The organism is Gluconobacter sp. R75690, assembly GCF_015244525.1.
GTDB classification, from domain to species: domain Bacteria; phylum Pseudomonadota; class Alphaproteobacteria; order Acetobacterales; family Acetobacteraceae; genus Gluconobacter; species Gluconobacter potus.
Window position 1 is genome coordinate 152,561 of record NZ_JABCQB010000004.1, and the last position, 16,199, is coordinate 168,759.

The window sequence follows — 16,199 nt, forward strand, 5'->3', positions numbered from 1 at the left end:
TTGTCTGCTCCCAAGACTTCCCTCACCGACGAAGAACGGCAGGAACGCTTCCGTCAGGCCACCATCGCCACCCTGCGCGCCATGGGCGGCGCGCCGGAGCAGGGCGTGGATTTTCAGGGTGCCGTCAACGGAAGCCGTCAGAATGCGACAGATGCCGGCACTGTGGAACTGCCATATGTATCGCGCCACATGCACGACTGGGAAATCCGCAAGATCCGGGGGGCCGCGGATTCCGCTGCCCTGCGGATGCGGTATCATGCCCAGAAAGAGTCAGGCGCCCCGGCTGAACCCGTAGCCCGCCAGGCGTTCGATGCGCTGGAACAGGCCCGTTGCGAGGTCTACGGCTCACGCCACATGGCAGGCGTGCGCGCCAATCTGGAACAGCGTGTCGCCCAGCATTGCGCCGAGCTTGGCTGCAACCGGATGAAAACGCGCGAGGACATGCCGGCTCCCGTCGCGCTGGATCTCCTTGCCCGAGAGGCCATGAGCGGCCACCCAATGCCTGTTCAGGCCGGAGCGGCTCTGGACGAATGGCGCGCGTCCCTGACGCCAGCGGCAAAAGCCGCCCTCGCGGACATGGCCCGCACCCAGAGCGACCAGACGGCCTTCGCCCGCGCCACAACCCGCTTCCTCGGCGCCTGCAAGCTCACGACCGTCCCCGATGAGGACGAAGAGCAGATGGCCCCGTCTGATCTGCCGTCCGACGAAGAGGAAACAACGGACAGCGACGCGCCTGAGGCAGAAGGTCAGGACCAGCAGGCTCCTGCCGCCACCGAAGAGGAAGAAGACGGCTACCAACCCGAAAGCGGCGAAACCGGCCTTTCCGGCGAAAGCGAAGCCACGGAATCCGCTGAGATGTCGGAAGACGGCACAGAAGAAGCTGCCGGACCTTCAGACCAGCAGGCCGACACCGGACCTTCCGAAGCCCCCAATACCTACAAGGCATACACCACCGATTTCGACGAGGAAGTGAACGCCTCCGATCTGTGTGACGCCGATGAACTGGACCGTCTGCGCCAGAAACTCGACCAGCAGATGTCCCAGCTCCATGGCCTGGTCTCACGCCTTGCGCACCGGCTGCAACGCCGCCTCATGGCACAGCAGCAGCGCCGCTGGGAGTTCGAACAGGAAGAAGGCATTCTCGACGCCGGACGCCTCTCCCGCGTCGTGACCAATCCGACCCTTCCGCTATCATGCAAACATGAATGCGAGACGGAGTTCCGCGACACGGTCGTCACTCTCCTGATCGACAATTCAGGCTCCATGCGCGGCCGTCCGATTGGCACGGCCGCCATCTGCGGCGACATTCTGGCCCGCACGCTCGAACGCTGCGGCGTGAAGGTCGAAGTTCTCGGGTTCACGACCCGCCAGTGGAAAGGTGGCCAGAGCCGTGAGCGCTGGCTCAAGGCTGGTCGTCCTCCTGAACCAGGCCGCCTGAACGATCTGCGCCACATCATCTACAAAGATGCGGACACGCCCCTGCGGCGCGCCCGGCGCAATCTGGGCCTGATGCTGCGCGATGGACTGCTCAAGGAAAACATCGACGGCGAAGCTCTGCTCTGGGCCTGGAAACGGCTGCGGCGCCGCCCGGAACACCGCCATATCCTGATGGTGATTTCCGATGGCGCTCCGGTCGATGACAGCACGTTCTCCGCCAATCCGCACAACTATCTGGAAGACCATCTGCGGCAGGTAATTGCCCGGATCGAGGCGGATCGCGGGACCGAGCTGCTGGCCATCGGCATCGGCCATGACGTCACGCGCTATTATCGCAACAGCGTCACCATCAGCTCCGCCGAAGACCTCGGCGGAACCATGATGGCCCAGCTCAGCGCCCTGTTCGCGCCTTCAAACGGTCGTCGCGCAGCGCGATAACGGCATCCAGCATCCGGTCGGTATGGGCGGTCGTGGTCCGGTGATTAACGATCGCCGCCCGAACCGCCAGCCGGCCGTTGATTTTCGTGGTGGAGGGTGCGGCGATCCCGCTTTCATGCAGATCCTGCACCAGTTCCGAGACTTCGGCAGCTTCAAGACCGTCGATCCCGAAGCAGACGATATTCAGCGTCACCGGCGCCAGCAAAGTCAGTCCGTCCATCCGCTCCACGCGCCGCGCCAGATCGGCGGCCACGTCACAGCATGTTTCGACCATTTCTCCCATGCGCTCGGATCCGTAATGGCCCAGCGTCATCCAGACCTTGAGCGCCCGGAAGCCGCGTGACAGGTCTGGCCCGAAGTCACAGAACCAGGGCGCCCCGGCCGCAAGCCCGCGCTCTTCACGTACTAGATAATCCAGAGACTGCGCAAAAGCTGCCGCATGCTTGCGGCTGTCGCGCACCAGCACGCAGCCCGCGTCATACGGAACCTGCGCCCATTTATGGAAATCAAAAGCCAGACTGTCTGCTTTCCCGATTCCAGCAAGCAACTGCTGAAAGCGCGGTGAAAGGCAGGCCAGTGCCCCGAATGCCGCATCTACATGGAACCAGAGCCCGGCCTCACGAGCGACCGCCTCGATCGCCACCAGATCGTCAATCGCCCCGCAGTCAACGGTTCCGGCCGTGCCCGCAACCATGAACGGCACGAAACCGGCCTTCCGGTCCTCTGCGATCATGTCCCGCAAGGCGCTGACATCCATACGATGATCCGCCAGAACGGGAACATGCCGCAGCGCCTCGCTTCCCAGCCCTGCCAGATCAAACGCCCGCGGCAGACATCCATGAGCGGTCGTCGCGGCATAACCCACAAGCCTGCGGCCACCGATGCCTTCCTTCCGGATGGACAGGTCCTGCGCCCGGCTTGCCGTGATCACGCTGATGAAATTGGCCATGGACGAGCCCGTTACCAGACAGCCCGAGCCATCCTGCGGCATGCCGACCATCTGCAGGGCCCAGCGGATGACCTCGCGCTCGACCTCGATCGGCGCGTGATCGCGTCCACCACAATTCGCATTCAGGCCACCAGCCAGCATTTCCGCCAGCATCCCGACCGGTGTTCCCGCCCCATGCACCCATCCCATGAAACCGGGATGTGTATTCCCCACACCATAAGGCACGACCAGATCAAGATAACGCCCGTACAGATCGTCGAGGGAATGTCCCTTTTCCGGCAGTCCTTCCTTCAGGGCCTGCCGGGCAGAAGATGGCATGGGTCTCCAGACGGGCCCCTCTCCCACATGCTCCATGCGGTCAAAGACCTCGTCCAGCATCCGGTGTCCGATGTCACGAATGCCGCGCCAGTCGGTGGGGTCCAGTCCGGCCATGATTATCCCTTCACCTGAAATCCGTCAGGTGTCTGCGATACAGGGCCGCCCGGTCGATGTCACGTCAGGAAAAACGCTCAGAACAGCGCAGAATAGAGTGACGAACTGCTGTCGCTACTCGAGTTCCCGGTAAAGAGGGAAAGAATGCTCGTGCTGGACCCGCTCCCACCATAGAGGGTCAGCATGCTTGCTGGCGTCGTGCTCGTAACGGGGTGGATCTGCAGCAGGGCAAGATATTGCTGCGCGAACTGCTGGATTCCCTGTTTCGTACTGAGTTTGGACATATCCAGCTTCGATCCAAGCAGACGGACCTGCTGATCATAATCCAGGGCACCGAACTGTGTCGTGTCAAAACCGGAGACAACCTCAGCCACTTTCAGGAGCTTCGGATCCGCCATCACATTGGCAAGAGTCATATCCGTCGTGGCCGTCCGGGTGAAATACAGCGCATCCCCCAGACCGGGCGTCTCTGTCTGCAGGCTGTCTTCGTAACTGTTGGTCAGGTAACTCTGCGTGATGCTCTGCACGGTGTCAGAAGACGACAGGGGCGAGGTCGACCAGTCGGAAAAGGCATTCGCAAACGCCTTCCAGGCCGAATTTCCGCTGGTCTGGGCCAGGGATTTGGACGATGTCGGATCCTGCGTCATGAGATCCTTGATGACCGCCGTCTGACCAATGACAGAAGACATTCCATAGGCCCCGAGCACCACCGTGAGGGCCTTGTAGTTTTTCAGAAGCTGCTCCGGCGTCTTGATCGAGGCGGCATCCTTCTGGAAGGCCGTGACGGCCTGCTGGGCGGAGACGCTTGTTTTTTCCCACTTGTTCGCCGAAGAGTCTTCATCCTTGATGATGGAGACATACTGCGGAATGGCGGGCATGGCGGAAATGGAGGAAGACACGCGCGTTTCTCCGAAAAAGGAGTAGGTCCGTCACTCTATCTCCCCATCCCCTAATACAGTCTTAACGTCTCCTGTCCTTCTCCACAGTCCGGAACCCCCTCATGTCCCTTCGCCTGCCCCTGCTCGCCGCCACTGCCGCGCTTCTGATGCCGGTTATGGCCAGCGCCTCCACCCTGTCCGGTCTGCCGGAATCCTGCTTCACCTACGAACTTGCCAGCACGAAAGCTGCCACGCATGGCCTGACGGCTAAAACCCTGCATGCAACCCTGACCGGCACCGACATCACGCTCGACATCCGCGGCGTGAACCTGTCCGATCCGTCCGGTCACGTTGAAAGCGCCACCCTGGAGCGTTTCAACGCCGTCGCCGCCTATGCCGCACTCAGCGCCTTCCGTGGCGGGATCAGCGCGGCCTGCAAGGACCAGAGCCTGACGATCAACAGCAGCGATATCCGCAGCGGAACCCCGCAGGCCGCCTGGACAGACGTCACACTGGCCCGCCCCGGCCACAACATGACCATCCGCAAGGCTTCAATCCAGGCTGTCCAGACCACGCCGGACCTGCGACTGAAAGTCGAAGGCACGGGCATCCATGATACCAAACAGCCCCTCATGCCCACGCAGCTTTCAGCAGATCTCACGGTCCAGGGCCTCGATACCGCACGCCAGCAAATCACGATCAACGCCCTGCATGCCGTCTCCGGCAGCAGCGCCATCGACGGCAAGGGCAGCATCGAGCCCGGCGCAACAGCTTCCACTTCGGCCGCGGACCTGCATGTCAGCGTCACGAATGTCGACACACTGATTGGCCAGATCCGCGACACGGCCCCGAAGAAGGTGGTAGCCGCCCTGACGATCGCCAGGCTGATGGGCCGTCAGAGCGGTGATGCGACATTGTGGGACATCGGGTTGAGTGGCGGTGTCGTGACCGTCAACCGCATCCCGCTGCCGTTCTCAGTCCCCTGATTTCTCTGTCTCAAGCTTGCGGATCATCTTGCACAGGACGGTCGTGACCTTTTTGGCGTAGCCAATGCGGGTCGCGTTCGTCATTTCGCGGATGACCGCAAGCTTGTGATCGGGACGGATTTTCACACCCGATTCCTTCTTGCGCGTCACCCAGTCGATCAGCGCAGCCGGATTGCCGAAACGGTTGCGGCGGAACTGGATCACCATGCCCTTCGGCCCGGTCTCCAGACGCTCCACACCAGCCTCACGGCACAGGCGCTTGATCAGAACCACATCGAGCAGATTACCCACTTCCGGCGGAAGCGATCCGAAACGGTCTACGAGTTCGGCGCGCATGGCCTCAACCTCGGCTTCGTTCGTCAGTGACGCAATCCGCCGGTACAGGCCCAGACGCACCGGCAGATCCGGCACATAGGCCTCGGGGATCAGAACTGGCAGGCCGAGAATGATAGTCGGGGTCCAGCTGTCCTCGTCGTCCTGACGCTTGCCGCGCTCACGGCGCATATCGATCACGGCGTCTTCGAGCATCTGCTGGTACAGCTCGATTCCGACTTCCTTGATATGCCCGGACTGCTCATCGCCCAGCAAATTACCTGCCCCACGGAGGTCCAGGTCATGGGAAGCTAGTGTGAAGCCCGCGCCCAACGAGTCCAGCGTCTGCATGACCTCAAGCCGCTTTTCCGATGACGGAGACAGCGGACGGGTCTGCGGCCAGGTCAGATACGCGTAACCGCGCTGCTTGCCACGCCCGACACGTCCACGAAGCTGATAGAGCTGCCCCAGCCCGAACATATCCGCGCGGTGAATGATGATCGTATTCACGCTCGGCATATCCAGCCCGCTTTCCACGATGTTTGTGGAGAGCAGGATGTCGTATTTTCCGTCCGCGAACTCCGTCATGACACGTTCGAGTTCGGTCGGCGTCAGGCGCCCATGGGCCTGCACAGTCTTGGCGTCCGGGACGATTTCCGTCAGGCGCTCGGCCATCCGGTCCATATCCGCCAGACGCGGCACGACGCAGAAAATCTGGCCGCCACGGAACCGCTCACGCTGGATCGCTTCGCGGATCATAACGCTGTCGAACGGCGTGATGAAGGTGCGCACCGCCAGACGGTCTGTCGGTGGCGTTGCGATCAGGCTCATTTCACGCACGCCGGACAACGAAAGCTGAAGCGTTCTGGGCAGCGGCGTGGCTGACAGGGTCAGGACATGAACGTCCTCACGCAGCGCCTTCAGACGTTCCTTATGCGCCACACCGAAATGCTGCTCCTCGTCGATGATCAGCAGGCCCAGACGCTCGAAGGACACGGTCTTGGCCAGCAGCGCATGGGTGCCGACCACGATATCCACCGTGCCATCCGCCATGCCCTCGCGGACCTTCGTGGCTTCCTTGGGCGTGATCAGACGTGAAAGCTGCGCCACATTGACCGGAAAGCCCTCAAAGCGCGTCGAGAAGCTGCGGAAATGCTGTCGAGCCAAAAGTGTCGTCGGCACCACAACCGCGACCTGCATCCCCGAAAGAGCGGCCACGAACGCCGCCCGCAACGCCACTTCCGTCTTCCCAAAGCCCACGTCGCCACAGACCAAACGATCCATCGGCCGCCCGGCGCTCATGTCTTCCAGCACGTCCGCAATTGCGCGGGACTGGTCTTCCGTCTCCACGAACGGGAAGCGCGCGCAGAACTCGTCCCACAGCCCTTCGGCGGGTGCGAGCGTCGGCGCATCCTTGAGCGCGCGGGCCGCAGCTGTCTTGATCAGCTCACCCGCCATGACGCGGATGCGGGACTTCATCTTGGCCTTGCGCGCCTGCCAGGCGGTCCCGCCCAGCTTGTCGAGCTGAACTCCGGCCTGCTCGGAACCGAACCGGCTCAGAAGCTCGATATTCTCGACCGGCAGGAGAAGCCGCTGCTCCCCGTCATAGAGGATTGACAGATAGTCATGTGCAACGCGCCCTTCGACGACCGTCTCAAGTCCAACATAGCGCCCGATCCCGTAATCGGAATGAACAACCAGGTCCCCTTCTGCGATCTCGCCGACCTGCGAGATGAACTGCTCGCCACGCTTGCGACGGCGCGGCGGCCGGGAAATCCGCTCGCCCAGAAGATCCTGTTCGGAGACGAAGCACAGACGGTCCGAGACGAAGCCGCGCTCCAGACCCAGTGTCAGCAGGCCGGTCGTGCCTTTCGGCATCCCCGCTGCATCCGGCCAGTCCTCATAGGACGTCGCCGTGACACTATGCTCGGCCAGAAGATGCGAAATCCGTTCCCGTGATCCGCGGCTCCAGGCCGTGACATAGGTTCTGCGTCCTGCCTCGGCCCAGGTTTTCACCTGCTGCCCGAAAGCTTCAAACATCCCGGCCCGGCTTCCGTCCTTGGCACGGGCGAACAGCGGTCCAGGGCGATAGCCTGCGTCCACACCCTGAGCCGTATCCGGCATGGCGAACGCATTGAGAATGACGGACGGGACATCCCCCAGCATCGACTCCCAGCCGTGAGCATCCAGATACAGCCGGTGTGGCGGCAGCGGACGATACGGGATTTCGCCCTCGCGGGTCGGCACACGGCGAGCCTGATAATGATCGGCGATCATGTCCAGCCGGGCCTTGAGAATTTCCGGCGCATGATGATCGAAGCTGACTGCCCCGCCCGGCAGATAATCCAGCAGCGTTTCCATCTGGTGCCCGTCACCGTCATGGAACAGCGGCAGGTAATGCTCCAGCCCCGGATAACGCCGCCCGTCGGAGACGTTCTCGTAGATCGTGTCGGATGTCGCAGCAGGGCCGAACGAATCGCGCCAGCCTGTTCGGAAGCGGCTGATGCTGTCCGGGCCCAGCGAGAATTCGGACACCGGGCGCAGTTCGAAGCGCTTCAGGGTCTCGGTGGAGCGCTGTGTTCCAACGTCGAACGCACGGATGTTCTCGACCTCGTCGCCGAACAGGTCCAGCCGGATCGGATCGCTCTCGCCGGCCGGGAACAGGTCAAAGATTCCGCCCCTTGTCGCGAACTCGCCCGCTTCCATGACCGTATCGGTCCGGGTGTAGCCGTTGGCGATCAGCAGTTCGATCAGCATGGCCTGATCGAGGCTCTCGCCCGTCTTTACACTGATGGACTGCCCGCGGAATGCCGAGCGCGGGGGCACGCGCTGCACCAGACTGTGCACGGTCGTCAGAACGATCCGCCGCGCTTTCGTGGGCTCCAGCAGACGGCACAGCGTCCCGGCCCGTTCGGCGATCAGAACCGGATTGGGTGAAACACGGTCATAAGGCAGGCAGTCCCAAGCCGGCAGGCGCAGGACTTCCACTTCCGGCATGAGCCAGGCCAGCATGTCGGCCAGCGCGGCCACAGCAGCGTCATCGCGCGCAACGTGGAGCAGAGGTCCGTCATGCTCGGCAAGGCGCTGGCGGAGAAGAAAGGCCACACTGCCATCCGGCACGCCCCAGACGGTCGGTCCGAAAGACCTGCCGAAGGACGCTGTGGACATTTCACGGGTCATGGTTTCGTTTTGTTCCATCCTGCTAATGCCCTATACCTGCCGTTCCATCGCCTGTCAGCCCGAGGAGCACGGGAAGCGCCCGTTGTCACGATGCCGTCCGAACAATTCCCGCAGTCTCTTCCATCCCATTCCGACACAGAACAGCACAACGAAGCCTGGGACGACCGTCTCGCTCCCCTCTTCGCACCGCTGACGAGCCTGCCCGGCATCGGCCCCCGGCACACTACCCTGCTGGAGAAGATCGCGGGCGGCCGACGCGTGCTGGACCTGCTGTTCACGCTGCCCGAACGGGTTGTTGACCGGCGCATTCTGCGCACAGTCGCAGACGGACACAATCTCGCGCCTGGCGAAATCCTGACCGCCCATGTCCGCGTCCTCTCCCTGCGCAAGGCCGGACGCCCCGGACAGCCCTCCATCATCCGCACCGAGGACGACACCGGAAAGCTCGATCTGGTCTTCTTCCAGACGCGCAACATGCCCAGCCCCACGATCGGCGCCGAACTCCTCGTCTCCGGCAAGACCGGCACGTTTCAAGGCGAGCTGACGATGCCGCAGCCCGACCATGTCGTTAGCTGGGCCAAACGCGACAGTTTCCCCTCGCTCGAACCCGTCTGGCCCCTGACCGCGGGCCTGTTTCCCTATACGGTCCGCAAAGCCATGCGTGCCGCTCTGACGCTCCTGCCCGACCTTCCGGAATGGCTGGACAAAACTCTCGTCACCCAGCGGAAATGGCCGTCCTTCACGCAGGCCCTGCGCCTGATGCAGTCCCCCGAGATCATCCCGCCGGAAATCGCCTGGGAGCCGGTCCGCAACCGCGCCCTGTCCCGCCTCGCCGCTGATGAACTACTGGCCGATCAGCTCTGTTTCGGCCTCGCCCGCCTCAAGGCCCGTGAGCGGCATGGACGCAGCTTTCCCGGCACCGGCAAACTCCAGGCCGAAATGCTCCGCCGCTTCGGCCACAACCCTACCCATGCGCAGACACTGGCCATTGCCGAAATCGCCGCCGATCTTTCGGCTTCAACGCCCATGATGCGCCTGCTTCAGGGCGATGTCGGTGCGGGCAAGACCTTCGTCGCCATGAACGCCATGCTCCAGACCGTCGAGTCCGGCGCGCAGGCTGCCCTTATGGCGCCTACCGAAATCCTCGCCCGCCAGCATTTCGAAACGCTCTCCCGTCTCTGCCCGACCGAATGCGTCTATCTGAGCGGCACCATCAAGGGCGCGGCACGGCGCAAGACTCTCGCTGCCATCGCAGATGGGACTGCAAAGATTGTCATCGGCACCCACGCCCTGTTTCAGGACGGCGTGACCTTCCACGACCTCGGCCTTGCCGTCATCGACGAGCAGCACCGATTCGGCGTCCGCCAGCGCATGAATCTGAGCGCCAAGGGAGAAGCGACCGACATTCTCGTCATGACCGCGACCCCCATCCCCCGCACGCTCCAGCTCATGGAATGGGGCGAAATGAGTGTCAGCCGTCTGGACTCGAAACCTCCAGGCCGACAGCCGATCCGTACGACCCTGCACAGCATGGACTCGCTCGACAGCGTGCTCGCCGGCATCAGCCGCGCCCTGCGCGATGGCGTGCAGGTCTTCTGGGTCTGCCCGCTCATTGAAAACAGCGAGACACAGGCCGCAGCAGCGGCTGAAGAGCGCTGGGCCTCATTGGAGCAGCGGTTTGAAGGGCTCGTTGGTCTTGCCCACGGCAAGCAGGACATCACCGTCCGTCAGGACGCCCTGGACACGTTCCGCCTAGGCAAAACGCGCCTTCTTGTCGCTACCACCGTCATTGAAGTGGGCGTGGACATCCCGGCGGCTTCGGTCATGGTCATCGAACAGGCCGAGCGCTTCGGTCTGGCGCAGCTTCACCAGCTTCGCGGGCGCGTCGGGCGTGGCTCGAAACAGTCCTTCTGTTTGCTACTTCATGACCGCGCCGCAACACCAACAGCCGTCAGGCGTCTGAGCCTTTTGCGCGACACGAATGATGGTTTCCTGATCGCCGACGAAGATTACCGGATCCGTGGCGGCGGTGACATCGCCGGTGACCGGCAGTCCGGCCTGCCCGGTTTCCGGCTCGCACAGGGCGCGCGCCTCAGCCTGCTGCTGGCTGCCATGCAGCAGGACAGCGAGCGTGAAATCGCCCGCAATCCACATCTGGAAGGTCCCCGCGGTCACGCACTCAGACTTCTTCTGGAAATATTTGACCGGAATGATCCGGACAGACTTCTAATTTCCGGTTAGACAGAAAAGTTCACGCGGATATAATGCCGCTACTTGATCAGTAATGCATTCAACTGAATTTCATGGAGTACACGCGTGATGAGCAGTCCTGCCAGAGACGCTCAGAAAGAGACTTTACACGAATACTCTGGCACCTCTTCGGATCGCCGATCCCTGCTTTTTCGTCTGCTTCTCCCCGCGACCGGCGGGTCGGCAGTCGCGTTGCTGGACCTCTCCGCAAGCGGCACTCCGGATATTCTCCATGCCATCGGCCCCCTGCCGCCAGGGCTGCAGAAAGCAGCCACAGGAAGGATCATTCTTTCATCGGAACAGAAGCGGAATGGCGACACTCCGTTTTCCTGCCCGTTGCCCGATGACTTCTCCCTTATCGGATGCCCCGTCCGCACCAGTTCGAGTGACGGCAAGTCCGGGCTGTTTCTGGTTGCCCTCTGCCCACCGGGCGGACGTTTCTCAGCCACGGCTGGCCGCGCCCTGCAGGACGTCGCAGACGAACTTGCCAACGATACTGCGGAACATCCGGGAAAATCCTCCCTGCCGGACCGCGAGGAAAGCCTTCGCGTCCTGCACCAGTTCATTGAACGGACAGGCAAGCTCTCACGCCGTGCCGTGTTCAGCCTGATCCATCTCAACCTGGATCATCTCTCGCTGATCAACGACCGCTATGGATGGGACACGGCTGACCTGATCCTCGCGGAAATGATCCGCCGCCTTAAAACCGTTCTGCCGGAAGGCTGTTTCCTGAGTTCGATCGGCGGCGGCCATTTCATGGTCTTGACACCACCGGGCACCACAGCCGTCACGACCCGTTCGCTGGTCAATGCGATCCTGCAGATCTCAAGCACACCCGTGTCGCTGGATATGGGCGCCATTCCGTTCTCGATCTCGGCAGGATGGAGCGTATATCCGCAGGATGCAGGAGACGCGAACCAGCTGATCCTTGCTGCCCGCGCAGCCCTGACCGAAGCCAATCGCACGGGTGGCGGCCATGAGCGTCGCGCCAATGCGGAACTCACGAACGACTATGCCATCACGTCGAACCTTGAGAAGGATCTGCTCAAGGCGGTCGAAGACGATGCCCTCTTCCTGAAATGGATGCCCATCGTCGATACGGCATCCCAGAAGATCGTCGGGCATGAAGCACTTCTGCGCTGGACCCGACCCGGCCATGGCGAAGTCGCTCCCAATCTCTTCATCCGCTATGCCGAGGAAGTCGGCATGATCGAGGCGCTCGACAGCTGGAGCCTGCGCAATGCCTGTCTGGCTGCCCTCCGCTGGCCGACTCCGCTGCGTGTGTGTGTGAATGTCTCGCCCGTCTGGCTGGTCAATGAACGGCTTGCCCCACTAGTCGATACCGTGCTGGCCGAGACCGGCCTTCCGCCCGGACGGCTGCAGGTCGAACTGTCCGAATGCCGTCCCTTCGGTCCCTCCGACATCGCCTTTCGCGAACTCTCCCGCGTCCGCGCGCTGGGTGTGCGCCTTGCCATCGACGATTTCGGGGCCGGCTATTCCTCACTGGAGAGGCTGCGGATCTATCCGCTGGACCAGATCAAGCTCGACCGCGCCTTCGTCCAGTATCTGGGTGAGGACATGCGGGCCGACGAGATCATGTACGCCATTCTCTCCCTTGCCCGCTCCCTGAACATCACCTGCTGCGCAAAAGGTGTTGAAACCGAACACCAGATGGCGCTGCTCGATGCCAATGGCTGCGAGGAAGTCCAGGGCTACCTGCTGGGAGCTCCGGTCCGGGACAGCCACGTCCCGCATCTCGCCCAGGCATGAAAAAAGGCCGCTTCCCGTAAGGAAAGCGGCCTTTTCAGTCCCCGTTCCGGAAACCTCAGAACTTGACCGAAAGCTTGAGCGATCCATAGTTGAACAGACCCGCCTTCTGGGTTTCGAACTGTGCCGTCTGCCAGTTCTGGCTGTAGGACAGGCGCACGCCGTGCCACATGACAGCCACACCGGCATGGATCTCACCCACATCCCAGATTTTCTCGACATGCGGCGCATTGGGGCGGACCGTGCTGCCCTGAAGCGTCACGTCATAGCCCACGGCCTGACCTTCAACACCGCCATAGAAATACCAAGCAAAAGGACGGGTCGCGCGGAACGCGTCCGTGCCGTCGAGTCCCGGCCCGATCGTCGCATTACCGAAGTCACTGTCCAGACCCTGACCGATGCGGAACGTCGTCGCCACATCCGCATAGGTCCGGTAATCACCCGCCGCACCCGAGATCGCCGGCAGCACGTCAGCATGAATGCCATAGACATTCAGGACAGGCACGCGCCAGATCCGGCCGGCCTGAACCTGAAAGATCGGCTGATTCGCGAGCTGGTGTGACCAGCCGGTGCTTGGCGTATCGCTGATGGCCTTGTGAAAGCCGTTCTGGACCTGACGCCCGAGTCCCGACGGACCAAGCATGCCGAACTGGATTCCCATTACGGTACGGGAAAGATCCGTATCGTTGATGAGGTTCACGGTTCCCAGCAGCAGCCCGGCATACGGCCGATCACCCTGCGGCGGATTATCGGCCTGGGTGTCGCGCGGCGTGTCGATGATCTGCTGCAGGCCGATGCTGATACGCTGCACACCATCGCCCATCAGAATATGGTTCAGCTTCGCGATAGGCCGCGGAAGATTGTCTGTCCCGGACGTCCAGTTGATGCGCAGACCGGACGTATAATACTGATCCGATGTCCCTTTCAGCGTGGAAATCGCGTCATTCTCACCCTGGACGGTCCAGGTTCCATACGGATCCTGCAATGGCGTGGCCATGGCGGTGGAAGACAGCGCCAGCACGGCAGTGGCTCCAATGGAAAAAGTCAGTCGGCTTCGCATGGGCACCTCTGTTACGCGCGGGATCCGGGACCACCAAGTACTGGAAAACGTGTGTATGTCATTTTCACGACCGGAATCAAAGTGTCGACGGGTCTCATCCCAATCTTAAAATTAGCGCGAGTTATGTTTCAGCCCCATATTCCCTGTGGCAGAGAAGGAAAAAAGCGTGCTAGAGATTGCTGCAGGAGAGAAACAGCGTCGTTTTTTTCCAAATTTTTGAAATTACGTCACGGCAGGGTCCGCCCTATCATGACACCCCAGTCTCGGGATTAGACCGTTGAGAAACAACAGAACCGACCGCAGCAGCTTCAACTCACCTCGCCGCGGCGGGTTTGACGACACATACTCGTCCCAGCCGTCCTATGGCGATCGTGGAGGCTTTGGTGGTGGAAATGGTGGTGGTGGCGGTTACGGCGCGCCCCGCCGTAACAGCTTCGTCGCAGCTTCAGGCCCGGAAATCAGCTCCCGCGTGAAGTGGTTCAACACCGAGAAGGGTTTCGGTTTCGTTGAACTGTCCGATGGATCGGGCGACATCTTCCTGCACGCCAATGCCCTCACCAATGCTGGTGTCAGCAACGTGAACCCGGGCGCGACGGTTGTGGTCCGCATCGGCCAGGGCCCGAAGGGCCGTCAGGTCGCTGAAGTCCTCTCCGTTGACGAGAGCACGGCAGAAGCACCGCGTCCCCGCGCTGCTTTCGGTGATCAGCCCCGCTTCGGTGGTGCACGTCCGGGCCGTCCGGCTCCGGACCTGTCCCGCGCTGAAGACATGCGTGGCACGGTCAAGTGGTACAACGCCACGAAGGGCTTCGGCTTCATCACGCCGGAATCCGGCGGTAAGGACATCTTCGTCCACGCCTCCGCTCTCGAGCGTTCGGGCCTGCCGACGCTTGACGAAGGCCAGACGATCAACGTCAAGGTTGTTCAGGGCCAGAAGGGTCCGGAAGCTGCTGAAATCAGCGCTGACTGAACCACCCGGACTTCGGTCTGAGTAAAAAAAGCCGCTGCCAGCTTCTGCTGCAGCGGCTTTTTTCATGCCGGCATTTCGTCCCAGGCAATAAAAAAGGCCGGAAGAATCCGGCCTTTTTTCAATCCTCATTCCCCGACCAAACTGGCTCAGTAGTCCTTGCCGCTGCTCCGGACCAGCCTCGCCTTGTCCCGCTTCCAGTCACGCTCGGCAATGGCATGCCGCTTGTCTTCCTTGCGGCGTCCCTGCCCCAGACCCAGCGTTACTTTCGCCATACCACGGGCATTGAAATGAATATCGAGCGGCACCAGACTGGCGCCTGCACGGCTGACAGCACCCAGAAAATGCGCGATCTGCTTGCGGTGCATCAGCAGCTTGCGTGGAGCACGCGGCTCAAACCGGGAGAGAACGCCTCCCTGATATTCCGGAATATAGGAGTTGAAGAGCCAGATCTCGCCGTCCCGCTCGGCAGCATAGGCTTCCGTAATCGTCGCCCGGCCGAGACGCAGGCTTTTCACCTCGGGCCCCTTCAGGACGATTCCGGCTTCGGTCGTTTCCAGAATCGTATAATCAAACCGACCCTTGCGGTTCTGTGCGGCCATGCCATGGGAAATCATGCCGCTCTTGGTTTTCTTTCCGGCCATACCTGTGGTCAGTCCAGAAGCTCAAGCGAACGCAGGGCCGCATCGATGACCCGACGCGTCTCTTCCTGTGGCTCCACCAGAGGCAGGCGCAATGTCGCATTGCACAGACCGAGTCTGGACATTGCATACTTCACTGGACCGGGATTGCTTTCCATGAACATGGCATCATGCAGCGGCGTCAGATGATCCTGGATGGCGATCGCATCCTCGATCCGCCCTTCCTGCCAGGCCAGATGCATGTCGGCGCACAGATGCGGCACGACATTGGACGTCACGCCAATGCATCCGTCGCCCCCTGCGGCAAGAAATGACAGGACCGTATTATCGTCACCTGAAAGCTGGTTGAACGGCTTGTCCACGGCACGACGCACCGCGATCGGCCGGGACATATTGGCGGTCGCGTCCTTGGTACCGACGATATTGGGATGTTCGCCCAGACGGGCCATGGTCGCCACGGAGATGTCCACGACTGACCGACCGGGGATGCAGTACAGGAACATCGGCAGCGGCGTCGCATCGGCGATCGTCATGAAATGGCGGTACAGCCCTTCCTGGGACGGCTTGTTGTAATACGGCACAACGACCAGCAGGCTGTCCGCCCCGACGGAATGGGCATGCTTCGCCATGATGACGGCTTCAGAGGTGCTGTTTGAACCAGCACCTGCCATGACCCGAACCCGGCCATTCGCCGTCTCAACGCAATGCGCCACCACACGACCATGCTCTTCATGTGACAGTGTCGGGCTCTCGCCTGTCGTGCCCGCCGGGATCAGTGCCGTGGTGCCCGCTTCGATCTGACGCTCGATCAGCTTTGTCGAAGCGTCGAAATCGATCCGCCCATCCGTATGCATCGGAGTGACCAGAGCCGTCAGCGACCCCTGATACATGCTCGTGTCAGCCAT

Annotated in this window: 11 protein-coding genes; 5 read left to right on the plus strand and 6 right to left on the minus strand. The window is 61.8% G+C overall.

From position 1 onward, the window contains the following. Entirely contained in the window at window positions 1–1,875 is a 1,875-nt protein-coding gene (locus HKD27_RS06350; RefSeq protein ID WP_194688934.1) for a cobaltochelatase CobT-related protein, read from the plus strand. On the opposite strand, the gene HKD27_RS06355 is transcribed toward HKD27_RS06350, so the two are convergent. Continuing rightward, the gene (locus HKD27_RS06355; protein ID WP_194688935.1) at window positions 1,829–3,256 is read right to left on the minus strand and encodes a pyridoxal-dependent decarboxylase; all 1,428 of its coding nucleotides are present in this window, start codon (window positions 3,254–3,256) and stop codon (window positions 1,829–1,831) included. The two genes, HKD27_RS06350 and HKD27_RS06355, sit on opposite strands and share 47 nt — an antisense overlap. Window positions 3,257–3,333: 77 nt before the next feature. After that, the gene (locus HKD27_RS06360) at window positions 3,334–4,155 is read right to left on the minus strand and encodes a DUF1217 domain-containing protein (RefSeq protein ID WP_194264591.1); all 822 of its coding nucleotides are present in this window, start codon (window positions 4,153–4,155) and stop codon (window positions 3,334–3,336) included. 101 nt (window positions 4,156–4,256) lie between these two features. Here HKD27_RS06360 and HKD27_RS06365 point away from each other — a divergent pair, with 101 nt between their 5' ends. Next, window positions 4,257–5,120, plus strand: coding sequence for a DUF2125 domain-containing protein (locus HKD27_RS06365; RefSeq protein WP_194688936.1), 864 nt, complete (start codon window positions 4,257–4,259; stop codon window positions 5,118–5,120). On the opposite strand, the gene mfd is transcribed toward HKD27_RS06365, so the two are convergent. Further along, complete coding sequence (mfd, locus tag HKD27_RS06370) at window positions 5,109–8,630, minus strand: transcription-repair coupling factor (RefSeq protein ID WP_194688937.1); 3,522 nt, start codon at window positions 8,628–8,630, stop codon at window positions 5,109–5,111. The genes HKD27_RS06365 and mfd overlap by 12 nt on opposite strands. A 72-nt stretch (window positions 8,631–8,702) precedes the next feature. Between mfd and recG the strand changes: the two genes are divergently transcribed. Both recG and HKD27_RS06380 read left to right on the plus strand, forming a co-directional pair. Continuing rightward, entirely contained in the window at window positions 8,703–10,853 is a 2,151-nt protein-coding gene (gene recG, locus HKD27_RS06375) for an ATP-dependent DNA helicase RecG (RefSeq protein ID WP_194688938.1), read from the plus strand. Window positions 10,854–10,931: 78 nt separating this feature from the next. Next, entirely contained in the window at window positions 10,932–12,632 is a 1,701-nt protein-coding gene (locus tag HKD27_RS06380; RefSeq protein ID WP_194689021.1) for a bifunctional diguanylate cyclase/phosphodiesterase, read from the plus strand. A 55-nt stretch (window positions 12,633–12,687) separates the two neighbouring features. On the opposite strand, the gene HKD27_RS06385 is transcribed toward HKD27_RS06380, so the two are convergent. After that, entirely contained in the window at window positions 12,688–13,689 is a 1,002-nt protein-coding gene (locus tag HKD27_RS06385; RefSeq protein WP_194688939.1) for a lipid A deacylase LpxR family protein, read from the minus strand. Window positions 13,690–13,966: 277 nt separating this feature from the next. Here HKD27_RS06385 and HKD27_RS16700 point away from each other — a divergent pair, with 277 nt between their 5' ends. Next, window positions 13,967–14,656 (plus strand): cold-shock protein, encoded by a 690-nt coding sequence (locus HKD27_RS16700; protein ID WP_062498098.1) that lies wholly within the window; start codon window positions 13,967–13,969, stop codon window positions 14,654–14,656. A 146-nt stretch (window positions 14,657–14,802) separates the two neighbouring features. Here the strand turns inward: HKD27_RS16700 and smpB are convergent, their stop codons facing one another. Together smpB and dapA are read right to left on the minus strand one after the other, a co-directional pair. After that, entirely contained in the window at window positions 14,803–15,297 is a 495-nt protein-coding gene (gene smpB, locus HKD27_RS06395; RefSeq protein ID WP_011251661.1) for an SsrA-binding protein SmpB, read from the minus strand. Between the two features lie 8 nt (window positions 15,298–15,305). Next, window positions 15,306–16,199: a 4-hydroxy-tetrahydrodipicolinate synthase gene (dapA, locus tag HKD27_RS06400; RefSeq protein ID WP_062498230.1), complete on the minus strand. Its 894-nt coding sequence runs from the start codon at window positions 16,197–16,199 to the stop codon at window positions 15,306–15,308.